At 50.7% G+C, this 24,779-nt stretch carries 18 protein-coding genes and 1 riboswitch; of the genes, 8 read left to right on the forward strand and 10 right to left on the reverse strand.

Features of this window, described 5'->3' with window-relative positions; all coding sequences use genetic code 11:
* Positions 1-6: 6 nt before the first annotated feature.
* From ACZ5ZZ_RS04730 to ACZ5ZZ_RS04740, 3 genes are all read left to right on the forward strand, one after another.
* Positions 7-1,527: a flippase activity-associated protein Agl23 gene (locus ACZ5ZZ_RS04730; protein ID WP_464133844.1), complete on the forward strand. Its 1,521-nt coding sequence runs from the start codon at positions 7-9 to the stop codon at positions 1,525-1,527.
* On the forward strand, positions 1,524-3,749 hold the full coding sequence (locus ACZ5ZZ_RS04735; RefSeq protein ID WP_464133845.1) for a lytic transglycosylase domain-containing protein: 2,226 nt from the start codon (positions 1,524-1,526) through the stop codon (positions 3,747-3,749). The genes ACZ5ZZ_RS04730 and ACZ5ZZ_RS04735 overlap by 4 nt, the downstream gene beginning before the upstream one ends.
* A gap of 63 nt (positions 3,750-3,812) precedes the next feature.
* Entirely contained in the window at positions 3,813-5,399 is a 1,587-nt protein-coding gene (locus ACZ5ZZ_RS04740; protein WP_464141499.1) for a LysM peptidoglycan-binding domain-containing protein, read from the forward strand.
* A 52-nt stretch (positions 5,400-5,451) separates the two neighbouring features.
* On the opposite strand, the gene ACZ5ZZ_RS04745 is transcribed toward ACZ5ZZ_RS04740, so the two are convergent.
* Positions 5,452-6,315: a LysR family transcriptional regulator gene (locus ACZ5ZZ_RS04745; protein WP_464141500.1), complete on the reverse strand. Its 864-nt coding sequence runs from the start codon at positions 6,313-6,315 to the stop codon at positions 5,452-5,454.
* 88 nt (positions 6,316-6,403) lie between these two features.
* Between ACZ5ZZ_RS04745 and ACZ5ZZ_RS04750 the strand changes: the two genes are divergently transcribed.
* Positions 6,404-6,742: a hypothetical protein gene (locus ACZ5ZZ_RS04750; protein WP_464141501.1), complete on the forward strand. Its 339-nt coding sequence runs from the start codon at positions 6,404-6,406 to the stop codon at positions 6,740-6,742.
* Here the strand turns inward: ACZ5ZZ_RS04750 and ACZ5ZZ_RS04755 are convergent.
* Positions 6,739-8,559 (reverse strand): hypothetical protein, encoded by a 1,821-nt coding sequence (locus tag ACZ5ZZ_RS04755; protein WP_464141503.1) that lies wholly within the window; start codon positions 8,557-8,559, stop codon positions 6,739-6,741. The genes ACZ5ZZ_RS04750 and ACZ5ZZ_RS04755 overlap by 4 nt on opposite strands.
* Positions 8,560-8,773: 214 nt before the next feature.
* Here ACZ5ZZ_RS04755 and ACZ5ZZ_RS04760 point away from each other — a divergent pair, with 214 nt between their 5' ends.
* Positions 8,774-9,538 carry a M48 family metalloprotease gene (locus tag ACZ5ZZ_RS04760; RefSeq protein ID WP_464141504.1) on the forward strand — a complete coding sequence of 255 codons (765 nt, stop codon included), beginning with the start codon at positions 8,774-8,776 and terminating at the stop codon, positions 9,536-9,538.
* Positions 9,539-9,618: 80 nt separating this feature from the next.
* The gene (locus ACZ5ZZ_RS04765) at positions 9,619-10,686 is read left to right on the forward strand and encodes a branched-chain amino acid aminotransferase (protein ID WP_464117872.1); all 1,068 of its coding nucleotides are present in this window, start codon (positions 9,619-9,621) and stop codon (positions 10,684-10,686) included.
* A 172-nt stretch (positions 10,687-10,858) separates the two neighbouring features.
* Positions 10,859-10,942, reverse strand: a riboswitch (cyclic di-GMP riboswitch).
* A gap of 431 nt (positions 10,943-11,373) precedes the next feature.
* Here ACZ5ZZ_RS04765 and ACZ5ZZ_RS04770 read toward each other — a convergent pair.
* Positions 11,374-12,174, reverse strand: coding sequence for an Mrp/NBP35 family ATP-binding protein (locus ACZ5ZZ_RS04770; RefSeq protein ID WP_464117871.1), 801 nt, complete (start codon positions 12,172-12,174; stop codon positions 11,374-11,376).
* A gap of 68 nt (positions 12,175-12,242) precedes the next feature.
* Here ACZ5ZZ_RS04770 and ACZ5ZZ_RS04775 point away from each other — a divergent pair, with 68 nt between their 5' ends.
* The gene (locus tag ACZ5ZZ_RS04775; RefSeq protein WP_464133857.1) at positions 12,243-12,644 is read left to right on the forward strand and encodes a hypothetical protein; all 402 of its coding nucleotides are present in this window, start codon (positions 12,243-12,245) and stop codon (positions 12,642-12,644) included.
* 5 nt (positions 12,645-12,649) lie between these two features.
* Here the strand turns inward: ACZ5ZZ_RS04775 and ACZ5ZZ_RS04780 are convergent, their stop codons facing one another.
* From ACZ5ZZ_RS04780 to ACZ5ZZ_RS04800, 5 genes are all read right to left on the reverse strand, one after another.
* A complete protein-coding gene (locus tag ACZ5ZZ_RS04780; protein WP_464141506.1) occupies positions 12,650-17,470 on the reverse strand; it encodes a CUB domain-containing protein in 4,821 nt (1,606 codons plus the stop codon).
* A gap of 140 nt (positions 17,471-17,610) precedes the next feature.
* Positions 17,611-18,066 (reverse strand): hypothetical protein, encoded by a 456-nt coding sequence (locus ACZ5ZZ_RS04785; RefSeq protein WP_374001461.1) that lies wholly within the window; start codon positions 18,064-18,066, stop codon positions 17,611-17,613.
* A gap of 112 nt (positions 18,067-18,178) precedes the next feature.
* Positions 18,179-18,562, reverse strand: coding sequence for a YbaN family protein (locus ACZ5ZZ_RS04790; protein ID WP_464133862.1), 384 nt, complete (start codon positions 18,560-18,562; stop codon positions 18,179-18,181).
* Positions 18,559-21,627: an efflux RND transporter permease subunit gene (locus ACZ5ZZ_RS04795; protein WP_464141508.1), complete on the reverse strand. Its 3,069-nt coding sequence runs from the start codon at positions 21,625-21,627 to the stop codon at positions 18,559-18,561. Before ACZ5ZZ_RS04795 ends, ACZ5ZZ_RS04790 begins: the two co-directional genes overlap by 4 nt.
* 138 nt (positions 21,628-21,765) lie before the next feature.
* A complete protein-coding gene (locus ACZ5ZZ_RS04800) occupies positions 21,766-22,122 on the reverse strand; it encodes a photosynthetic reaction center cytochrome c subunit family protein (protein WP_464141509.1) in 357 nt (118 codons plus the stop codon).
* A 105-nt stretch (positions 22,123-22,227) separates the two neighbouring features.
* Here ACZ5ZZ_RS04800 and ACZ5ZZ_RS04805 point away from each other — a divergent pair, with 105 nt between their 5' ends.
* Positions 22,228-23,568, forward strand: coding sequence for a glycine--tRNA ligase (locus ACZ5ZZ_RS04805; protein WP_464133866.1), 1,341 nt, complete (start codon positions 22,228-22,230; stop codon positions 23,566-23,568).
* A gap of 160 nt (positions 23,569-23,728) precedes the next feature.
* Here ACZ5ZZ_RS04805 and ACZ5ZZ_RS04810 read toward each other — a convergent pair whose 3' ends face one another.
* Positions 23,729-24,217: a hypothetical protein gene (locus ACZ5ZZ_RS04810; protein WP_464117857.1), complete on the reverse strand. Its 489-nt coding sequence runs from the start codon at positions 24,215-24,217 to the stop codon at positions 23,729-23,731.
* A gap of 105 nt (positions 24,218-24,322) precedes the next feature.
* A complete protein-coding gene (locus tag ACZ5ZZ_RS04815; protein WP_464133871.1) occupies positions 24,323-24,637 on the reverse strand; it encodes a hypothetical protein in 315 nt (104 codons plus the stop codon).
* Positions 24,638-24,779: the final 142 nt, after the last annotated feature.

The raw sequence follows: 24,779 nt of genomic DNA on the forward strand, positions 1-24,779 counted from the left end.
TTAGCAATGAAATCATCGAAGGTCACGAACTTCTCTGAAATGGCGCTGTGGGTGGGGCTTTTACTGCTGGCAATTCTCAGTCGCTTTCTGTTGCTGACAAACAAGCCTATTCATTTTGATGAAGGTATCAATGGCTGGTTCGTCATGCAGATGTCCAAGTTGGGGTTTTACAAATATGATCCCAATAATTATCACGGACCTCTTTACTTCTATGTTCTTCAGTTGTTCGAATCCCTTTGGGGGCGCAGTCTGGAAGTTCTTCGGGCTGTTCCGGCATTTTTCAGTGTTTTAAGTGTGATGGTCTTTTTTTACGGGGCGCTTTCGTCCCGATTTGTGAACCGAAGCATGGCTATTTTGCTGCTGATCAGTCCTGCGTTTATCTTCTTCGGTCGATCCGGTATTCACGAAATGCCTTTCGTGTTCTTTCAGCTCATCTTTGCATTGGGGCTTTTGCGCTGGTTGCAGCAGCAAGATGGCAAAGCCCTGGGGCTTTTCTTGCTGGGTTTGTGGGGGATGGTGACTTTGAAGGAAACCTTCGTTGTCACATTGTTTGCCTGGGTTGTGGGGCTGGGTGCTTTGGGGCCCCGGGCATTGCGTGAACTGTTTTCAGTCAGGCGCATTTCGCAGGCGTGGACTCGTTCGGTCACTGTGCTGTTTTTGGTTTTACTTTTGCTGTACGTGCAGTTGTTCACCGGCTTTTTTAAGAATCCGTCGGGACTGGGGGACTTCTTTAAGGCGATTTTGCCATGGTTGAAAACGGGAGTGCACGGTCAGGGACACGAAAAAAGCTTCTGGTACTGGATCCAGGTGCTTTATGCGGCAGAGCCGCTCGTCTTGCTGGGGATGGCTTGTTCGTGCTGGGGTGTGTTTTCCCGCCAGAAGGCCTTGCGAGTTGTCAGTGTTTTTTCGCTGGTGCAACTGTTGGTGTATTCGTTGATTCCCTATAAGACCGTATGGTGCGTGCTGTCGCTGGTGTGGGGTTTCTATTTTGTTCTGGCATTCACGGCGGAACAGATTTTCTCAGCCCGATCCCAAGGGCGTTGGCCTTTGCTGGCTGTGGGGGGACTCTTGGCTTTGCTAGGTTTCCGAAGCACTTATATTTCCGTTTATCAGGTGCCGATGGATTTGACACATCCCTATGTTTATGTGAATTCAAGTTACGAACTGGCAGAGTTGGCCGATCGAATCACAGGCGTCTTGCGGGATCATCCGGAATTGCGTCAGGAAACTTTGCAATTCGGAATCAAGGAACAATGGCCGTGGCCGTGGATTCTGCGGGACTCCAAAGGGGCCGCTTTTGAGCTTTGCAGTAAAAGAGTTTTGCCGGATGCCTTGGTGTATTTCTGCGAAAAAATCGACAGCGAACCACTGGAACTGCTTTTGAATGAACCTTACTGGAAGATTGAAACAGTTTTCCGTCAGGGCAAGGAAGCCAGTGTCGTGTATTTGAAGAAGTCCGCTTTTGATATGAGCGGTTACCAAGGAAGCCTGCAGGTTGTGGGCCCTTCAGAGGAGGATGCTCCGTGAAAAAAAGTTTGGTCTTGGCAAGTCTTTTGACGGGCTTAAATGTTTCAGCACAAGTACATAAGGTCGATGTAAAAAAAGAACTTTCTGGCAAAGTGGTGGATCTGTATCGAGTGACGCCGGAAAAGAAGAAAGTCAAATTGTCGCCGCTTTCTCAACTGAAGGATTACGAAATTCATCTGAAGTGGGTGGAGTGTGCAAAGCTTGCGCCTCAAGTGTTCAATGCTCGCAAGGATCTGCGGGGTTGGGTGGCAACGACCTGGTTGCACTGTCTGGAAGGGGCGCAGAGCAAGCGCAAGGATGCGGCGTCTGTCGACAAGGCCCTAAGCACTCTGGAAGCGCACAAGGATTTGATGCAGGAAGGCCCTTGGTCCGCCAATCTGGCGAAGTCTTATGTCAATCTGAAGTTGATGTCGCTGGAAGATCAGGTCAATCGCAAAATTAAATCGGCGGCTGCTGGGATAGATGCTTTGTTGGGGGGCAGCTACTCTTTGAACAAAGAGCAAAAGTCCCGGGCGTATCAGATGTTGGGCGATCTGGCGCTTGTGGATAATAATTATCCCGAAGCGCAGTTTTTCTATGAGCAGGCGCAGGATCAGCGGGATTCAAAATATCTTCAGGATAAACTGGATTTTATCAGTCGCACGAAAGTCACGGTGGTGACACCCGTGAAGACTGCGGCGACCGTCACTGAGGTCAGCGGTGAGGAAGGCAAACTGGAAGAACGTGTGGCCTCAACCCTGAAGCAGAATGATCCGATCTCGGCCCTGAAAGACGCTATACAAATTCTGAATGAATATCCCGGAAGTCGTGCCGCCCGTCGCATGAAGGACAAACCACTGGAGATCTACAATTCATTGTCAGAGCAGTTGGTGAAGGTCAAAGCGTTGAATGAAATGGAAGAGGCCGACACTCAACGGCTGATGGACTGGGCTCAGAGTCTGCATCGTCGTGCGGATTATGCGGGCTCTCTGTCTTTGGCGATGAAGGCTTTGGATAAAAGCCCCACCGCACCCAGCACGACCTCCGCGTTGTGGATTGCCGGGCGTTCTGCGCACTTTCTGGGGCAGTACGATCGTGCATTGGATCTTTACAAGAAACTCTTCACCCATCATCTGGGATCTGACGAAGCTGCAGAGGCTTTATTCCGTTCCGGTTTGATTTACTATAGAAAGAAGGAATTCACCAACGCGTCAGCCCTTTTGGAACGACTTCTTCAGCAGGGGCGCGAACGCTATGAACTGAACGGGCAGTACTGGTTGGTGCGTTCACTTCAAGGCAGCAAGTCAGATCGGGCGCAACAAGCGGCTGCGGATTTGATGGAGCGTTATCCGTTTTCCTATTACGGGCTGCGCCTGCGGGCGGAGTCTCAGGCGGGCAAACTGACCTGGCCTGAAAACAAAGACAAGGTTCCGGCGTTGACGAATGAATTCTATGTCGTGGGTTCGCAAAAGACGGCTTGGCAGCGCTTTAAGTCCCTGTCAGAGGCTGGTTGGGTCGGCGAGGCGCAGGAAGAGTTGTCTTTTATGCCGTTCATGAAAGACGCGACATTGAAAGTGAATCTGGCGGAAAAAATGATGGAACGCCAGCAGTACGTCACGGCCATTCGCTGGATCAATGAGGCGATGGAAGCAGATCCTCGTCTGCGTCGCGAGCAATTTGTGAAGATCAGCTATCCGGAGGCTTTCTCGAGCTTGTATCAGGCTGAGGCAGAACGTTATGGCGTGGATGCGGTGTTGTTTAAGAGTCTGACTCGGCAGGAAAGTGCTTTTAACTTGAAAGCTGTTTCCACGTCCAATGCTTTGGGTTTGATGCAGATGATCCCTCCCACCGCGCAGGAAGTGGCGCGCAAGCTGGGAATGAAGGTGGAGCTTCCTGATGATATGTTCCGCCCAGAGGTGAATATTCCGATGGGGTCGTTCTATATTTCCCAGATGTTGGACCAGTTCCAAGGAAGTGTGCCATTTGCTTTGGCGGCTTATAACGCAGGACCCTATCGCGTAAAATTGTGGATGGAAGCAAGAGCTGAGGTGAGCGAATTAGTTTCCAAGCCCAGCTCTGAACCCCTTGATGAGCTGTGGTTTGACGAGCTGCCGTGGACAGAGACGAGCTTTTATGTGAAGGCCATCTTAAGGAACGTCCTGCTCTATCGTCTCTCGGAGAAGGGAAATTATGCCCCAAATCCCGTCCTATGGCAGGATTTGCTGATTAAAAAGGCAAAATAAGGACGATGTTTTATTGAAAAAGTCCTCTGACTTTTGTAGCCTGAAACCTGCGTCGGAGGACTCATGAGGAGACTTTTAACATTGAGTTTGGTCCTGGCCTTTTTGGCAGGGTGTGCTCATAAGGATTTGGGCACAAAAGCTGGCAGACCAGCTACCAACAGTGAAGGGGATTTGAAGGACATTGGCTCGTTCCGCTTGTCTGACCCCGAAGGCCCCAAGGTGGTGGATCAGGAATTGGAATCCATCCCTACTGAAGTTAACCCCCTGGTAGAAAAATGGATTGCCTACTTCCAAGGTCGCGGTCGCCCGCACATGGAACGTTATCTGGCCAGATCCACCCGTTACGAAAAACTGATGAAAAAAGTTTTGCGTGACAACGGACTTCCTGAAGATCTTTTCTACATTGCCCTGATTGAATCCGGATTCAGTTCCCGTGCGACGTCTCATGCGTCTGCCGTGGGCTACTGGCAGTTCATTCGTGGTACAGGAAAGCGCTATGGCTTGGATATCAACGCCTTTGTGGATGAACGCCGTGACCCGGTATTCGCAACCCAAGCGGCCGCTGAATATTTCAAAGGCCTTTATAGCGTGTTCGGCTCCTGGTATCTGGCGATGGCTTCCTATAACGTGGGTGAAAACCGCGTGAAACGCGAAGTGATGAACCACTATACGCGCGATTTCTGGGAACTGGCTCGTAAGAAAAGACTTCCAGCTGAAACCATCAATTACGTGCCTAAGTTCATTGCCGCGAAAATGATCGGCAAAGACCCGGCGAAATATGGTTTCGACGATATCGATTATCTTCCACCCATTGAGTTCGATCACATCACAGTCAATCAACCGGTGAATCTGCGTATGATGGCTGAAAAGCTGAATCTGAACTATGAGGACTTCAAAGCTTTGAATCCGAAGTTCAAAGGGGAAGTGGCAATTCTTAAGGGCAGCGACCTGGTTCTGCGTGTGCCGCCGGGCACATCTAATGAAGCAAAAGTGGCTGCAACCGAAAGCTTTGTAACCAGTGTTCGTTTCGTTGCAGACTCTGGTGATACACAGACCTATCGCATTCGTCGAGGTGACACTCTGAGCACAGTGGCTCGTCGCTATCGCACAACAGTGGCTTACCTGCGTGATTTGAATGATCTGCCTCGTCGCAAACCTTTGAAAGTGGGTATGCGCATTCAGGTTCCGGACCGCACTCCAGTGAAGGATCGTCCAGCAACGCGCTCCATGGTGGCAAAGAAATCCACCTCTGAAGAGCCAAGGAACTCAGTGACCGTCAGCGCTGATGGTCGTTACTACATCGTTCAGTCCGGTGACTCTTTGTTCACGATTGCACGCAAATACTCCACCAGTGTTTCTGAATTGCAGCGCATGAACAACATCAAACGTGGCCGTACTTTGAAGGTGGGCATGAAATTGAAAGTGCCAGTCCCAGGCAGTTCTTCCATTGCGAAGGCTTCTGTGGATGTGGCTAAGTCCAGCAAACCTAAAGCCAAAGTTCACGTTGTTCGCCGTGGTGAGAACCTTTCCGTGATCGCTGCGAAGTACAATGTGGCTGTTTCGGATATTAAACAAAGAAACAATATCCGCAATCCGGCATCTTTGATGGTTGGAACACGTATTGTGATCCCCAACGAAGTGAATCAATAAAATAGCCAAAACGGTTGATACTAAGAAGGGGCTCTGAAAAGAGTCCCTTTTTTTATTCTAAAATTCCCTGGGTCAATTCGTGAGCAAAAAGACGCGCGGGTTTGGAAAGCTGATGCTCTCCCAGATGAATCAGATAGATCTTATAGCGGATCCGTTCGGCCCAAACGGAAAACTCTTCGACGGTTTTCAGACCCGTCTGGACGCTGGCGACAAAGTCCGGGACAAGGCCCACACCCATGCCCAGCAGACTCATTTGAGCAATGACCTCCCAGCTTTCCACTGTTAAGGCCGTCAGTGCATTTTTTCCTGTGGCCCGCTTGTAGGCCTTCTCCAACTCGTGTTTGCCGGGGCTTTCCCAGGTGCTGATAAAGCGTGGCTGGGCGGGGGAGGTTGAGGACTTGTGAATGCAGCTAAAACCACCTTCCCCCAAGAGTCGTCCTTCAAATCCCGGTGGCCGGTTTTCGTCGATGATAATCCCCAGTTCAGCTTTTCCAGCACGTACCATCTGCAGGATCTCAGGCACTGACCCAAACTGAATTTCCGGAGAAACGGCCGAATGGGTTTTCAGAAAGTTTTTTAGAAATTTCGGCAGCAGATAGTGCGCCACTGCGCTCGAAGTGGCAAGTGTCAGGGGGCCCGAAATCACTTCAGAGCGGCCTTTGAGTTCGCTTTTCAAATCTTCAAGTTGGGTCAGGATGCCCCGGGAGCGTTCCAGCAGCAGGCGCCCTTCTTCCGTCAGCTTGAAGCGGTTTTTAGTGTGCAGAAGAAGTTCACATTGCAGGTTTTCTTCAAGCTTTCTGATGGCTTGGCTGATCGCTGGCTGACTGATGTTCAGCGCTTTGGCGGCCGCGGCCAGACTGCCCAGTTCAGCGGCTTTTATAAAGTACTTCAGATGGTAAATATTAGGTTCAGACATAATAATAAAATTTTATTATTAAATTAAAATTAATTCAATTTTGATTATATCATTTCAGCGTTATAAGGGCCTTCGTTGTGGAGGTCCTATGAAAAATCTTGTTGTTTCTGTTTTGACATTTTTGACAACGTCCGCCGCATTGGCTGCAAATCCAGTTTGTAGGGTGGACTATCGCAGCCCCTCCAAAGCGTATGAGATTCCGGTGGAATTGACGGTGGAAGTAAAAGAAAACACCGATCTGGCCAGTTGGGTGCTAGATCAATGGGTTGAGGGATTCAAGGTGCGTGTGGTGGAAGTTGACGGGCATTATATGGCGACGCTGACTTTCGCGGATGTTTCCGTACACACAATGACCGACAGTGACCTGTCGTTGTCTTTAAAGAAGAACTCAGAGCAAGTCACTGTGACCTGCCCGGCTCGCTACTAAATATCTTGAATTGACAGCAGGGAAATGGCGCTCTTGATCTTGCGGATCGAAGCATTTTTATCCGGCGTCGCGGTGGCTTCACGGATTTCCCAGCGACGTCCCTGATAGAGATAATACAGATAGTTCTGCAAAGTTTCCTCTGTGATCTCAGGATGGTAATGGGCCACGTTTCTAAGATCCTTCATCAGGTCCGCGCAGAAAGCCAGTGTTGCCACGGCGGCTGATTTGGGGTCTTTGAGATCACTTTTTTCCATTTTATAGTGCTCGATAATAACTTCCGGAATGCGTTTTATCTGTGTTGGGCCGCGACTGTTGGCGTCCGTATCAAAGCCGTTTCCCTTGGCCAAAGAGACCAGCACCGGCGCCAATTCCTTGATTTTGTATTTCCAGTTCTGACCGTAGTCTGTTTCTGGTGCCAAGACTCCGAAGGCGAACTGGGCCAGCATGTTGTAGTCATCGTCTTCAATTCGCAACAACGCCATCAGCGTGCTTTTTTCGTCCTGCAGGGCTTTGACATAAGCTTTGGTGAAGCTGTCTTGCAGGTTCACGGTAATAGACACCTTTTTGAAGTCACGATTCAGTGGAGTGTAGTTGTAGGCCACGCGGTTGCGGAAGACTTTGCTGGCACCAAAGGTCAGACGGTGATTGCGGATACGGAAACGATGCTCGGTGGTTGCCGGCAGCACATAGACAGGGGTGCCAACCGGGACAGAAGCATTGGATTTAAACACAGCGCGTGTCAGGTTGTCTCTTTCCGCTTGAAGGAAATGGAAGCCGGCAGACTGGGAGGCATAGAAATAAATCCCGGCGCCCCCAGAGTTGATTTCGTCACCGGCGAATGTTTCAAGTCCGGTTCTGGAAAGTTCAACTCCGTCCTGGCGGAAGTAAAGCAGTTGCTTTTGTTTTTTGTCGATAACGACATAGGCTGAATCACCATAGTGGGTGTGGAAATATCGAATGACATCCAGATCCGCCTTTTGATTCACGGCGTGACGTTTTTGAATGTACGTTTCATATTTTTCCGCAGGATATTTTTTCAGATTTACAATCTGGGTTGTGCCCTGATTCAGGCGCTGATCGGGAAGTTTGACAGAAGGAATTGCGACAAAGACTTGTCCCAGCACCATAATGCGTGCGCCGTCCACGTCGGACGTCTGACTTTCACGCAAAGTCAGCCAATAATCCTGACGCATTTTCTTTTGAATTTCAGCGTCGGTAATTGTGCCACAGTCGCGGCCCAGACTGCGAAGCAGGGAATTAAACTCCACAACCGTCAAGTGACGTTTCTTTTCAGTGGCCCCTGAAATAGAGGCCAGTTTTTTGGACAATGAAGTTCCGTCGATGTGAGGCCAGTTGTGGCTGATCCAAAGGCTTTCTATTTCACTGTCGCTTAGATTGATTTCACCCAGATGGCGGGCCAGCGCAGCCAGCACTGCAACATAAGAGTTCGACATGCGGGTGGCAGGTTTCCAGTAATCGGTTTTTTTCAAAGTTTGAATGAAGTTTTCATAATCTGAAGCCTGTCCGTAGTTCACGAAAACAGATTTGAAACTTTCAATCTGATCTTTATTCAGGCGTGTGCTCAGTGTGGCGGCATAGGCTTCAATCGTATTGAGGTTTTCAAGACTCAGTCTTTGCGCCAGCTTCAGGAAGGCCCGCTGATAAAGGTGTCCTGTCAGGGACGGATTCAGAATTTTTTGCTCGGAATCCTTCAGACGGACAATGGGTTCTTTGCAGTAAGCCGGAACCTCGGTGGCCCAGGCGGTGCCAGAGATCAGGAGAGCTGAAATAAAGACTTTAAAAGCTTGAATGCGCATGTCTGGCTTTTCAGCAAAGCCGAAGCCACACTGAGGGGAAAGTCAGGCCCTCGTGGCGTTCACCACGCTGTTTATATGTTAGACAGGGGCCCCGCAGCGGCAAGGGCCCATTCGCGGCAGAGGTATCATTTTAGGCGTTTATTTGATCCTCTCTCGGCTTTAGGTTGCTTATGGCCTGGGTACGAATATCGCTAAGACCTAAGAAAGAGGTCTTATGCGTTGGAAGAATATTTTCGCTGTCAATTTCGTGTTGTCTTTTGTGGTGGCTTTTCAGGTGCAGGCCTCGGTTGCGCAGTACGTGTCTCCGGATTACTATCTGGGGCAGTTGGTGCGCGGTATTTTGATGGCGGCGGCCGAGATCAGTCATCCACAGTTCAAGGAAATTGAGGCACCCGAAATAAAGCGCAGGGCGGATCAGGCACTTCAGAAAATCTATCAATATCCGGCGTTCAAGTATCGTTACGACAAGCTTTCGATTGTTATCATTCAGGGTCTTCCCGGAGAGCCCAACGGATTTAGTTTTGGTAACAACATGTTCTTGACCAAAAGTATTGTTGAGATGTTGACCCCGGCTCAGCTGACGGCCGTGATTGCCCATGAGTTGGCGCATTCTGAAAAAGCTCACAATATGCAAAAAACACCGTTGCCTTTGGGGGCGGTGGCTTATCAGCTGAAAACTATCTATGAGTCCGTGAAAGCAGGCAAATGGCCGGCGGGCCGGGACCTCTTAGCTTCGATACAGGAATTGCTGGCCACCAGTGGGCTGGCAATGGAGCTTCAGGCGGACTGTGTGGCGGCTCAGCAATTGGAGCATATGAAGCGTCAGGGACTTCCACATTCTGCCGCAGATTTAAACAGTGCCACCAGTGTCTTGATGGGTTTTGACATTACCACAGACACATCGGAAGACCCTGCGGCTGTGCGGGCTCAAGCTTTAGTGAATAAAGTTTATGAGCAAGGTTCGTGTGATATCTTTTAACACGGGGCTTCGGGTCTATTAAAAGGTGAAAATCGCAATCGAAGTTTGACCAAAGTGCCTATGTTCGGTAGGTCCTTGGTATGACAACAATTACCAAAACTCTGACGACGTCGCCGAAGGCGCTTCCTCCGTCCAATCAACTTGGATTCGGACAGCATTTTTCTGATCACATGTTCGTGGCAAAGTTCACGGAAGGCAAAGGATGGAGCGAGGCTGCCATCCTGCCTTATGGTCCTCTGTCTCTGGATCCGGGGGCTTCTGTTTTTCATTATGGTCAGGCGCTGTTTGAAGGGATGAAAGTCTTTCGTCAGGAGGACGGTAAAGTGGTGTTCTTCCGTCCGGAGTTCAATCATCGTCGTATGGCAGATGGCGCGGCTCGCCTGTGTCTGGAAGCGCCCCCGTTGGAGCTTTTCATGGAGGCTTTGCAGGAGTTGGTGGCGGTTGATGAGCGTTGGATTCCCAAAGAGCCCAACACTTCTTTGTACATTCGTCCGACCTTGATTGGTTCAGAGCCTTTCCTGGGGGTTCGTCCGTCGCGTGAAACGATCTTCTTTATTATTTTATCCCCGGTGGGCTCTTATTATTCTGAAGGAACCAAGCCGGTAAAAATCTGGGCGGAAGAAAAGTATCTTCGTGCAGCGCCAGGTGGATTGGGTGCCGTAAAGGCCGGAGCAAACTATGCCTCCAGTCTGAAGGCGGCCCTGGAGGCTAAAAAGCAGGGCTATTCCCAGGTTCTGTGGTTGGATGTGGAACACCAGGGGATCGAGGAAGTCGGCACCATGAACGTGTTCTTTGTTTTCGATAACGAGATCGTCACACCGGCCTTGAACGGCAGCATACTTCCGGGTGGGACCCGTGATGCGATTTTGGAACTTTTGCGTTCCAAAGGTCTGCCAGTCGTAGAACGTCGTATTACCATCACAGAGGTGATCGAGCGCCTGGGGCGGGGAGAGCTTAAAGAAGTCTTTGGAACTGGCACAGCGGCGGTTATTTCCCCTGTGGGTGTGTTGCACTACAAGGGTAAAGACTGGATCATCAATAACAATGAAAATGGTCCACTGAGCAATGAACTGTACCGAGAGATCACGGCCATTCAGCGTGGAACTGAGCCGGATAAATTAAACTGGCTGGTGCCTCTTAAGAAATAGTTTTTGTATTGATTGTGTGCGGGCCGGGTTGTCTTGAAAAGGCAGGGCCCAAAAAAAGTGCTAGCGAGGAATCGTCAGTGATAACTCGCTAGCTAAGGGGAATGAAACCAATCCTTGTATGTATTTGTTCCTTCCATATGCACACCTCTGATTCCTCAGGTGACTCATGACCTTTGGCAGCTGGCTGGCATGGCTTGCGCCGACACCCCTTTAGCTTTGCGTCCCGCCGTTTCCGAGCGGTTTGCCTTGAGGCAAAGGAAGGATCTTAATCCTAACGAGTATAACCCTAGGAACCTCCTTTGAGTTATTCATCAGATCCAACCAGCCCATTCTTGTTTAGAGAGGCATGAACCGCACCTCTTTGTAATAATCCTGGTGACGCGTCTTCACTTCAGTTCGTCATCGTGATGTTCGTAAAAACGAAAATTCATCCGTGTCCTCCTTTAGCTGGCCCTACTAGCATTCACTTACTCAGAGGTAAGTCTCACGAGCCTTGTGGTTTCAACACAATCAGGATAGCCCGACCAAAGTTTTAATTTCAATAGCACGGATGTCGATTCTCAAATTACGTCAGATTTACGTATCAGGGTGGGAAACAAGGTCGTTTTTTGTTTTGGCTTGAAACAAAAAGGCCGTCAGAACGACGGCCTTTTTTGAGAATAAAAAATAGAATTTCAAAAATTTGAACTAGGTGGTTGGAAGCAGTTCGCGAATTTCTTCGGCGATCTTCATAAACGCCTGCGCTTCAGCGCCATTGCTGTTGGCTTCCACGATCGGAATACCCGCTTCACACGCCATGCCCACAGACGGGTTGAAGGGAATTTCACCCAGCTTGTTGATGCCCTTGGATTCTGCGTAGGAATCGATTTCACCCTTCGGGAAAAGTTGCATCTTTTCACCGTTGGCAGGGTTGATCATGTAGGCCATGTTTTCCACAAGCCCCAAGAGAGGCACGTTCACACGCGCATACATGTCGACAGCTTTTTTCACATCCACCAATGCCACGTTCTGCGGAGTGGAAACCATCACGGCACCGGACACCGGAACTTTTTGCGCCAAAGTCAGTTGGATGTCGCCAGTCCCCGGAGGCAAATCCACCACCAGATAATCCAGCTCACCCCAGTTCACATCGCGCAGGAACTGATCCATCGCTTTAAATAGCATGGGTCCACGCCAAACCACGGCGGCACCTTCTTCGACCAGGAAACCGATACTCATCAGTTTAATGCCATAACGAACGATCGGCTCCAGTTGGTTGGTGTCCGGGTTGATATGGGGCTTTTGTGCCAGAGTACCTAACATACGAGGAATGCTCGGGCCGTAAATATCAGCATCCAAAAGGCCGACCTTGTTTTTTCTGCCTAACGCCATAGCAAGGTTTGTGGCCACGGTACTTTTGCCGACGCCACCCTTACCGGAACTGACGGCGATAATGTGTTTCACTCCGGGAATGCCTGCCTGTTTTTCAAAGGGATTTGGGGCTGCCATGAAGGTGACTCCTTGCTAAATTGGTCCACACCACCAATAATAGAACTTGGATGAATAGCCAAGACTTTTTGACATTGAATCTAGTGGGAGCAGGGGCTTTCATATTCTGGTATCTCGTTTCTCGGGGCGGCAGCCGTCGTCCGACGCAACTGAACCTGAAGGCAAAGGACAGTGCCCCGCCTTTAATCGATCCTGCGCCATCTCAGACGCCGGCAGTCGAGCCTTTGCGTCGAAATGTTGCACCCCCTCAGGTTCACCCTGATCTTGCGGGGAGCCAATCCAAGAATCTGAATGTGATGTTTAACTACAATGGGCATTCCTGGGATGCCTATGAGGTTTTAGGGGTTCCAGCGGGGGCCTCCATCAAAATTGTGACCGAGGCCTATCAGGCCGCCATCCATCGCAGCGACCGCGAATCGCTGGAGTTTTTGGAGACGGCTTACAAGGCTATCCTTAATAAATCGGCTTAGAATTTTTACTGTCTTCGGTAAGGCATATAGCGTGGGGTGGATACGAAAGTTCCATCCCATCTTGCTTTTGAACACCACAGTTTTGAAGAGGTGTCCATGGCGCAGTAAGTGTACCCTGCGCCATGACCTTTGATGCTGGTGAAAGTCGTCGCAGGCTGAATGGCTATGGGTGCCTGGTCAAAGCGTGCGGTTGGCCAGTAGTGCAGTTTTCCGTCCGTGGTCATCGCCAGGGCGGAGCTGCTTCCAACCTTGATGTCCAGATAGGATGTTCCAGCGTTGACCACAGTGGGCGAAGTGACCGTCAAATTCCCAGTGTAATCCCCCCAGTAGCCCCAGCATTTCAAAACTTGTCCACTGGTGATCGCGCAGACCGGGCTGGAGCCAACACTTAGCTTGGTGAAGGTTTCAGTTGAGTCCACAGTGTAAGGAACGCTGGTGTTGGTGGTGGTACCATTGCCCACTTTACCTGTGCTGTTTGCGCCCCAGCATTTGACTTTATCCGCGGTGGTAATTCCGCAGATGAGCGCGTAGGCGACAGACACAAATCGATATTGGGTGCCGCTGTCCATAAGGGTCGGTGTGTTGCGCGAGACACCGCCCAAATGACCTGTTCCACCATCGTAGCCAAAGCACTTCAGTTGATCTCCGGTGGTGATGGCGCAAGCTAAACTGTCGGCGACGGCCAGGGTTTCAGGTTTGTACGTTGTGCCCGTATCCACCGCTGCCGGTGTGCGACTGGGGCAGCTTGATTCAGATCCCCAGGCGTAAAAGGTGCCGCTGGTTGATATGCCATACCCGCAATAGAAAGTTTCCCTGGCTGTGTTGGCAAAAGCAATTGAGTGAGCAACCGGAGACATATAAGGGACATACGATTCCGTCGCACCATTTCCGACGGCACCAAAGCCATTGGCTCCGGAACAGAACATCTGCCCGCTGCCATTGATGACACAACTGCCGTTATTCGAAGGAACCGCCTTGCCTCCGGTAAAGTTAGAGCCGTTGTCGACAATAGCGGGGGTGGACACTGTCGATCCCGCTCCGGCATGTGCGCCAAGGCACAGGGCCAGGCCGTCGGACTTAATCGCGCAGGCACCCGCAGACCCGACGCCGTAGTCTGATACGGTGGTATCGGTATCCACAAGGGTCAGGTCAAAGAGGATCGCGGGCTCAAACCAGTTGTTGTAGTGATCGCCCATGCAGACAATCTGTCCATCCGTAGAAACACCACAAGCCCCATAACCAGCCATCGCAATCTGAGAGTACTTGATCCCGTCGTTAACAGCGGTGGGCGACGTCAAAAGTGTGGTTTGATTGGAGTTGACCGTGCCGCGAACCTCGCCCCAGCACTTCAGGTCATTGTTAGAGGTGATGGCGCAGCGATAACCCATATCATCTGATATAAAAAGATAATTGGTGGCGCCGTCGATGGTGGCCCGTGTGACAACGGGGTTGGTGCCAGCATAAGCTCCGACATTTGAGTTGTTGTTCCATCCCCAACATTTCAATTTGTTGGCTGTTGTAATCCCGCAGACAGTGGACCCGCCAGTCGCAGAAAGATACGTCGTTCCGGCGTCGACCACGGTCGGTGTCAGCACATTGCTGGTGCTTCCGACAACAATCTGCTGGTAAGAGTTCCCGCCCCAGCATTTCAATTCCTGAGCCGCCGTGATTCCGCAGGCAGTACCGGATTTTCGGTGAACACTGGTATAGGTGACAGAACTGTCAATCAACTGAGGCGTGGAGCTGTTGGCGGTGGTGCCATCTCCGTTCGTTCCACTCACATTTCGCCCCCAGCATTTCACTTTTCCGAGTTCGGTCAGGGCGCAGGCCCCATTGGCTCCAAGGGATACCTGCACATAGTTTTCTGCACTGTCGACATCTGCAGGAGAGGTCTGATCTGTGGTGGAGCCGATCCCCAGATCGCCGTAGTAGTTGTATCCCCAGCACTTGAGTTTTTTGGCGGAGGTGATGGCGCAAATGGATTGGGTCGTGATGGAGACATCGATGAAGGTGGTTCCTGGAAGGGGCTCCACAATAGTGCCAACCCGATTTTTGTGACCCAAACCAAGTTGACCGTAGTAGTTGTCACCCCAGCAGAACAGGCGGTTGTCAGAATAAATAGCACATTGATTGTTGCGGGCGGCGACGACTTTGAGGACGGTTTTAAAGACTGCGTCGTTGTCCTTGATCAGATGAGAGACCAGACTTGTCGCGCCAATGCGGACGGCCGGCTGGTCGGTATGCGATATATAAATTCTTAAGTCCCGATCGCTGTCGTTCAGTCCGTTATCGAAAGTATCATAGCTGACGGATGCAGTGAGAGTTCCCGCCGGGATTGTGACAAATCCGGGAGCCAGGTTGTGATCCGCCATGTAGATTTGTCTGCCGAAGTAGTCGAAGTAAATTTTGACGTCATAGGTCTTCGTGCCGGAAAGGGCGAAGGTGATCGTGTTATTGGTGGTGCCCTCGTCGACGGAAATATTTTTTGAAGTGATGGTGGCGACCACTTCGGAATCCTTGGTCCAACTGACACTGCTGGCCGAAGCGAAGTCCTGCCATAATCCATTGACCGGATTTTTACCCACGGCACACAGAGTGACGTTACCATTGCTCAGCCCGGAAATATCCAGCGTTCTTGTTGCCGGAGCTGCAGTTTCCGTTGAATAGCCTGTTGACGAAGAGCAATCGGTGGAATTTCCGATTTTGTAGCGAACCGAGCCGACGTTGGTGCCGCCAAAGTTGACATTTACAGAGCTCAGAACGCTGACGCCAGAAGGCGCTCCTGTGATCTGCACCGTCGGCGGAGTGGTGGACAAAGTGTAGGTGGCGGATTTTGTCTCTTGAACGATTGAATTGTGCAGAAGCTGCGCGGTTAAGGTGATGGTGGCTCCGTCAGCTCCAGGTACATTGATGGAAGCCGACCAGCTTCCAGCTGTACACGTGGTCGTTGTCGTCACCGGACTTGTGATATTGATCGTCGCCCCTGAAATATTGCACGAACCGCCAAATTGAGTTGTGGGTCCGATCGTGGTTGCGGGAGCGGGCGTTTGCAGTGAAAGAGTTCTGGTGATTGTATAGGTCTTGGCATTGCTGGCCAGGGTCTCGCTGCCGTCTTTGAGGGTGGCGGTGACATTGACCGCCGAGTTGTTAGCCAGAGCGCTGGTGTCCAGCGTAAGCTCCCAGCTCTGGTCCGGGGCGCAGGTCGTACTGCCTGTAAGAGTGCCGCTAAGTTGGACTTGTTTATTGGGGATCGAACAATACCCACCGATCACAAGCGAATTGCCGATCTGATCCTCAGTTGCGGGATAATCAATGGAAATCTCTGGAAGTTCCAGACGGATGCTGGCCGAAGAACAGAAGGTCTCCTGGTTAAAGGCGTCGCGAAACTTGACAAAAAGTTCTTTGGGGCCTGAGCTGGCAGTTGCAAAAGTCCAGGTTGTCGCAGCGGTAAATGCTGTCCAGGTTCCTCCAGAAGAACAACTGGGGTCTTCGGTAAGATAGGTTTGGAACATGGGAGAGGGTGTGCTGAGCGCGACATCAACAAGATTTTTGACCGCGATCGCATCGCCGTTATTTAAAGAGATGGTTTGAGTGGCGCCAGTCCCAGCGCTTTCCCAACGAAGATTAAAGCCGGCTTGCGTGTAACTTACATCTGATATGAATTCGACCCGAACGTTGTTCGAGGTCGTGGTGAAAGAATCTGGCAACTCGGTGCCGGAGTGATCTAAAATCTTGGTCTCGCCGTCATAGATTTTGATGAAGTCATAGCCTTCTTCTGTATCAAAAAGGTCAAATGTGAAGTTTGTTGGGCCAGCAAGTGTCAGGTTCAGTGCGCAGTTTTCGTTGTTTTGATAAGGTCCCGATGTTCCACCGGAGTCGACGATACGTCCGCGAGAAAGGCTGGAGCTGGTGCTGGTGCACATAGTGTGGGAGGTGTAGATAGGCCACTGAATGGAGTCGTGGTAACAGGCGGATTCCTGCATGGTTGCAGTTCTAAACTTTACACTGACATAGGCAGTGCCACCTTCAGCGGTTGGGTCCAGTGCCCAGTTAGGCACAAAGTTTTCGGTGCTGATCCAATTCTTGGTCCCAGAACAAGTTTCATTGTTGAACAGGGCCATCTCCGGAAGGGAGGCCGGGGCCAGGATATTCAGATCTTCGATACCATTCAAAGTCAGTTCTTTTGAAAGCGCGCCGATGAATATTTTCGGCTGGCCCACGTACAGTTGGACTTGGACCGGAGCAGACAGATTTTGTGCCTTATCAGTGGCTTGGATGTATAGATAACGAATGCCCGGCGTAGACAGTGAAGCGCTGGCGGTGCTGTTGAAGCCTTCAGCAACGAAGACAAAGGCTGGAGAATCACTTTCCTGAACGCGGAACTGGCACAGATCCAGAGGGTCGAGGCAGCTCCAGGAGGCTGTTTGCGGTAGAGCAGGTATAAGCTGGCTGCTCAGGGGAGTGAGTTGCGGTGGAAGAGTGTCTTTAAGGAGCACGGCTGTATCTGTGAGAAGTTCTCCATTGACGGTAGTTTCCTGGACTGTGAGAGTCAGGTTGTCACTGTCCGGAGTTGGTGAGAAGTCATGAAGAATGGACCACTGATTGTTGTTGCAGGCAGCGGATGCAAGGGCATCAGTGTTCAACGTAATTTGGACGGAGCCATCATTGTTCGTGCAGGTTCCTGAAATGGATTTGGCTGCGACATTGGCGGCATTGACGATAAGATAAGGACTTTTTTCAGAGATCTTAAGTTGTATGGGGCCTTGAGATTCCGCTTCCAGAAGGTCTTGAATCTGTGCGCTAAGGTTGCATCCTGATAACGCCAATATCAGAGAGAGAAAAACACCAATTTTTCTGAGACGTGCCTGGCAATTCATGACTATTTATTCGGAATAAAAAGGACCTGCAATTAGCCAATAAGCTCATATTCCCACTTTGAGACAAAAAGAATGTTTCGAGGAATACACTACCTGGTGTAGAGACAGCTGTAGCCTCGCCCATTACGGCTGTGTTCCCATAGGAATTTTTTGGGACCGTCCTGAATGACAGTGTCCTCTTGCAGCAAGCTGAGAGAGTTGTCTTTATCCAAATAAAGGGTCGTCTCTTTTTTAGTGATGTAGTTGTCGCGACTGACCACTTCGCGCAGAACCTTTTTTCCCGGTGATTGAAGAACCTTAAATCCCCGGTTGATCTGGCAGAATCGAATGGTGTCCATGGAGGCTCCCTGCGAAGAAGGATACAGAGCGAAGCCGTCGCAGTCTTCCGCCCACTCCACTTCTGTGGGGCAGTTGTCGGTACCACTGATCAGGCGATAGTAACCTTCTGCGGTCTCAGCGCCAGGCAAGGGGGGGGAGGCCGTTAGCGCCTGCGCAACATCGGACAACAGTAGTCCCAAAATGAGAATCAAACGAGGCCAGTGCATGCACACTCCTTCATTCCTTTTTCAAGGAGCAAGCTTCGTGCACACGTCAGATGGGTTATAGCTGAGGTCACAGACAAAATCTTAGGTTGATACGTCGAAATGCCGTCTCTTGTCAGTCTCGGGCCGAAGGACGGGTCCAGATAAAAGCCAATACGCAGGAGCAAACCACAGCCGCGCTGACCTTGGCGTACAGTGGAACGTCGCCAAAGAAAAGGGAGATCGACACCAAAGGAACCATCAGCACCGTGGCCATGATCTTGGCCCGCGTGCGGATGACACCGTGTTTTTGCCAGTCCAGAATCATCGGGCCCAGGTGGGGTTGCGTCAGCAGCCACTTGTGCCAGCGAATGGAGCTGCGAGCAAAAAAGAACGCCGTCAAAAGCAAGAACGGTGTCGTGGGAAGCAGAGGCAGGAAGACACCAATGACCCCCAAGACCAGAAACAGCCAACCCAACACAAAATAAATTGTCCGTCGGGTTTGCTTTAAAATCTTCACAGTTCGACCTTTTTCCTTTTGCTTTCAAGTGGTGAAAGCATCAAATACAAAGCTGGGACCACAAACAGGGTCAGCAGTGTTGAAACAATGGTTCCCCCAATAATGGAAAGACCCATAGGGATACGTGTTTCAGAACCGATACCATGACCGATGACCAAAGGCAAAGCCGCAGCGACGGTGGCGACAGAGGTCATCAAAATCGGGCGCAGGCGGATCGGGCAGGCCTCGAGCAAGGCCTTGGCGATGTCGGTTTGTCCATGGTGCCGCACTTGGTTGGTGAATTCGACCAGGAGGATAGAGTTCTTCTTGGCGATACCCATCAAAACAATCAGGCCGATGAAGCTGAAAAGATTCAGGGAAATATCAAACATCCAGAGAGCCACCAATGCTCCGGTCACCGAGAAGGGCAGCGCCACCAGAACCGAGATGGGATGAATGAAAGAATTAAACTGCACCGCCAGAATCAGATAGGCCACCAGAATTCCGACCATCATGGCGGAATAAAGGCTTTTAAAAGAATCAGCAAATCCGGCCGAAGCCCCTTCCAGCGCAAAAGAATACCCTTGAGGCAGAATCTCTTTAGCAATGGCACTGGCACGTTCCAGCACCGCGGCCTGGGATTGACCTGGCGACAGGTTCCCGAAGACCGAGATCGCACGCTGACGGTTTACGCGGCTGATGCCCTGGATGGCTTTTTTCTCTTCAATCTTCACCAACTGTGAAAGCGGGACCAGATTGCCGAAGTTGTTGCGCACATAAAGACGTTTGAAATCCGCGGGTTTTTGGATTTGCTCTTCCAGAAACTTGAAGCGGATGTCGTAGCGTCGTCCATCGGCGGTGTAGCGTCCCTGACGAAGCCCACCCACGCCGGCGGAAAGAATGGCGCCGACGTCCTCGACAGAAACACCACGGGCCGCCATGGCTTTCCGGTCCGGGGTCAGAACCAGTTCAGGGATCCCTTTGCGGAAATCCGTATCCAGATCCACGGCCAGATTTTCTTTTTCCAGGCGAGCCATCAGCTCGTTGGATTTTTCAAACAGCACATCCAGATCCGGCCCTCGCAAGTTGATAGCCAGCGGATTTTGTCGTCCGGAGGAAAGATTTCGCGCCGAGATGTCTCGCATGGACACACGCATATCCTTGATCTTGCGGAATTCCTGACGCCAGCGATTCATGATCTGCAAATGTCCTTCGCTGCGATCGGCGCGGGGTTTTAAGGCGACAGGCATAAACACCTGATTGACGTTGGATCCACCGCCACCGCCGCCGACAGACACAACAAATCCTTCAACCGTGGCATCGCCCTTCAGGACGGCTTCAAGTTTTTCAGCGGCTTTGCTGGTGGCCTCCAATGACGTGCCCGGCGGCATTTGCGCATTTAAAATAATAAAATCCTGATCCTGTGCCGGGACGAATTCCTGACGGACCTTGCTGACTAAAACCAAGGACACGACAAAGAAGATCATCGAGCCCAGAACCACCAGATATTTGAAACGTAAAGTCCCGTGCAGAACTTTTTGGTACGAGTGGGCGAACTTTTCAAACAACTCATCCAGGAAGTGTTCCAGTTTTGAAACTTTCGGTTCTGTACTGAGAAGGGCCGCCGCCCGCATCGGGGTGATGGTGACTGCTTCAAGCAGTGACAATGAAACCGCGGCACTCATCGTGACGCCGAATTGGAAGAAGAATTTGCCGATGATCCCGTCCATGAACACCACAGGCAGGAACACGGCGATCACCGCCAGCGTGGCGGCAATGGCGGCAGGCAGAACCTCTTTTGATCCATCCGAGGCGGCTTTGGCGGACCCTTTCCCCATGCGGTAGTGGCGAATGATATTTTCCAGCAGCATGATGGCATCATCCACGACGATGGAGATCGAAAGTGTCAAAGCAAGCAGAGTGAACAGATTCAGAGTGAAGCCTGAGAAATAAAGAATGATAAATGTTCCGACAATCGAGGTCGGAATCGAGAAGAGTATGTTGATGGCTGCCTGGACGTTTCCAAGGAACAGGAAGCAGATCAAAATCGTGATCAGGGCGGCCACCCATAGTTTTTCAATGGTCAGATTGACCGTGGCATCGGTAGGGCGGGTGAAATCCACGTTCACGCGGAAGTTAAAGCCTTCGGGGAAGGTGCCTTTGATGCTTTCCAGTTTTTCACGAACTTCATTGGCCACGGTGACTTCATTGGTGCCACGCTGCTTTCGCACGATGATGGAAACGGCCTGACGTCCATCCACTCGAGCGGTACGGCGGATGTCGGAAAGCCCATCTTCCACACGGGCCACATCTTTGATGAAGATGTCGCGATCAAAGATGCGTTGACCGCCCCGGCGCAGGATCTGGATATTAGCGACCTCGTTGACGTCCGTGGCCTCGCCCAGCCAGCGCACGCGCAGTTCGCGCTGACCTTCAGTGAACTGACCTGCGGCACTTTCCAGGTGCTGGGTGTTGATCGCGGCTACCACATCACTCAGGGTCAGATACAAGGATTCCAGTTTTTTGGTGTCCACCCAGATGCGCAGGTTGCGCTGACTGAATCCACCGATACTGACCTCGCCGACTCCCGGCAGGAAGCGGACCTGGTCCAGCAGGTAATTTTCAGTCCAATTGATCATGTCACGCAAAGGTGATTCACCAAAGACGGACAAAATGATGATCGGGTCTTCTTCGGGATTTTGTTTGCGGATGGTGGCTGGATCGACTCCGGGAGGCCAGCGCATGCGGCCCAGGGCGGTTTGGACCTCTTGCAGGACGACATCGACATTGCGGTTGATATCAAATTCCAAAGTGACAGAGCCAGACCCTTGTCGGGCGGAAGAGCGCATTTCCTTGATGCCTTCAATGGCCAGCAGGCGTTCCTCGATAGGGTCCAGGAGTTCGGCTTCGACGACTTCTGGCGCAGCGCCTTCATAGTCGACGGAAACACTGACCACCGGGAAGTCCACATCTGGAAGTTGACTGATGCCCATGCGATTCATACAGATGGCTCCGAAAACGATCAGAGCGAACATAAGAACCCATGCAAACACCGGGCGTCGGATCGAGAGGTCAATCAAGTTCATGGCAGTCCTTTCGCACAATTCATTTTTCCCCAAGTTGAGCGAGAGTCAACGAGGGGACTGGAAGGCATGTCACTTTAGACGAAAGAGCGACCCGGAAGGTTCAAAGAAGAGCGGACTTTTTGTAAAACCAGAGGAAGCTTAGAAAGCCTTTGCGTTAGCAGGCTCTTTGTAGTCAGGCATCAATTTCCCACGATGACACATGTAGCAGGTGGCTTTGGGGCCTTTTTTGCCATCTAGGCCATTGTCCCTCAGCATTTGCGTCAACTTCATGTGCTCTTTGCTGACTTTAAAGGCCTTTTTGTCGTCGGCTTTGAAGTTCTGAACATTGTGGCAGGCATTGCAGGTCACTCCCAGTTCGCGGGAAATGCCGATCATCTCTTCACGGATCTTTTCTTCGTTCGTCACGAATTTAGACACGGACTGAGCCTGTGCGGGCTGGATGGAAAGGCTCAAAAAAAGGGTCAGAAGGTAGAAGCTTTTTCGGATGCACTGCATAGGAATAGCTTCTCCGAGGACCCGGCCTCAGGCAAGGGAGGACCCTGATTTCTTGACTGGTTCTAGACCCCATATTAACTTGAAACCCAACCTGTGGAGTTCTGTATGAAAATTAAGCATTGTGAGGACCTCAATACTCTTGTCAGCCTCAGCAAACGTCGTGGTTTTGTTTTCCAATCCAGTGAGATCTATGGTGGTCTTGCAAGTTGCTGGGATTATGGTCCTCTGGGCTCATTGATGAAGTTAAATGTGAAACGTGCATGGTGGAATGCCATGACCCGTCGCCCGGATATCGTGGGCCTGGATGCCGCTATTTTGATGCACCCAACGGTATGGAAGGCTTCGGGCCACGTCGATGGATTCTCGGATCCATTGGTGGATTGCAAAGACTGTAAGACTCGTTTCCGTGCCGATAACACGGACTCCTACATCAACGAAAAGAAATGCCCGAACTGTGGCAGCAAAAACCTGTCAGAAGAGCGTAACTTCAACCTGATGTTCAAAACCCATATGGGACCATTGGAGGATTCCGCCAGCGTAATTTACCTGCGTCCGGAAACGGCTCAGGGACACTTTGTGAACTTCCTGAACTGTCAGCAGTCCTCTCGCTACAAGATTCCATTTGGTATCGCAGCGATTGGTAAGTCTTTCCGCAACGAGATCACACCGGGGAACTTCATTTTCCGCACACGTGAATTCGAACAGATGGAAATGCAGTATTTTGTTGAGCCCGGCACGGATGAAAAGTTCTTTATGGAGTGGAAAGAGCGCCGCTGGAACTTCTATATCAAGTACGGTATCAAGCCTGAAAATCTGAAATTCAAAGACCATGACAAACTGGCGCACTATGCGCGCGCAGCAGTGGACGTGGAATACAAATTCCCGATGGGCTTCTCTGAATTGGAAGGTATTCACAACCGTTCAGACTTCGATTTGACTCAGCATATGAAGTTCTCTGGCAAAAGTCTGGAATACTTCGATGAACCGAACAAAAAGAAATACATCCCTTACGTGATTGAAACAGCCGTGGGTTGTGACCGTCTGTTCCTGGCCTTCCTGTGCGATGCTTATCGTGAGGAAATCACCACGGATGAGGCGGGTAAAGAGGACGTGCGCGTGGTTCTGGGCTTGCACCCGGAAATTGCTCCGTACAAAGTGGCGGTATTGCCTTTGTCCAAGAAGGAAGAACTGACGTCCATTTCCGACAAAGTTCGTGACCAACTGGCAGAAGACTTCGATGTGACTTTGGATGAATCCGGTTCTATCGGTAAGCGCTACCGTCGTCAGGATGAAATCGGAACACCGTTCTGCGTGACGGTGGACTTTGACACCATCAACGACCAGGCTGTGACCGTTCGTCACCGTGACAAGATGACCCAAGAGCGTGTAGCGATCTCTCAACTGGGTACCTACATCGCGGCAAAACTGAAGACTTTCAATCAATAAACTGCCCGTCAGAGGCAGAGCTGAAGCACGGCTCCAGCCGGCAGAGCTGAAGCACGGCTCCAGCCGGCAGAGCTGAAGGGCCTGTCGGCCCGTAAGCTGAAGCAGCAACAAAAAAGGGAGCGTTACCGCTCCCTTTTTTATTTCCATCTCATTCGAAAAACTACTTGTTCAAGCTCCAGCAGGAGTAAGGACCGTTCTGAGTCAGAAGCACAATGCTGTCATCGCCATTGTGAGCCAGTGTTTTGCCCGTCTTTGCATCAAAGATCAGTCCATAAGGATTGTCACCCGGCCAGGTTTTAACCTGAATGTAAGTGCGGCCGGTCACTTTGGATTGGAAGGTGATGATGTGCAGGTCATTAAAAGGTTGTTCACCCTCTTCAGAGAAGAACTTTTTGATTTCAGCAAAAGTCAGAGCTTTTGTTGTGTACTGTTCCTGCACCAGGTGCGCATTCACCAGTTTCAGCTCAAACGCGGTCAAAGAATTGATTTCTTTGATGTCCAGAGTTCCCAGCTCAGCAAAAGTGTTGTCGTAGTCCTCTTCGTGTTCAGCTTCCAAGGCACAAAGTTCTTTTAGGTTTTCCAGTTTTTGGCCTTTGGCGAAGGATGTGGAAACCGCGAACAAAGACAGGACAAAAATAAACAATTTCATTTAATAACTCCCCATGTGTGATGACGGATAGGCTTGTAACAAGCGGTGTGATTTTTGGTAAGTGAATAAGAAATAAGTTATTATTCAAAAATCACATGAATGTATTTAGTACAATGACAGGTGGGCCGGATCACCATCGACATTGCGATAGACGATGCCGTCAATCTGTGAGCCCACTTTGTAGTTGCAGGAGGTGATTACGCCAAAAGAGCTGGCTTCGTCGATATCCAGAGGGCAGACATACGAAGGATTGAACATCCAGTTGCCAGTCCACGCCAGTTTTACGCGGCATTGGGTCTCGGAAACAGGTTCCACCGAGGCCACCTGGGTCATCATTTGAGCTTCCAGTTGAGTGCAGTTTGGGAAGGCAAAAGACGAGCTGGCCACAAGCAAGGTCAGAGCGAACGCAAGTGTTTTCACGGTTTTCTCCTTTGAATTTTATGAATGCGCTCTTCTAGCACGGCGGGTGGCTTGTTGGCGTCAGGAATGTGTCAGTATTGTGTCAGCCTGTAAAAATGCCTAAGTATTCGATAAATGAAAGCTTTTCCGCGAGTCTCCGCAA

It is taken from the genome of Bdellovibrio sp. HM001, assembly GCF_055397275.1.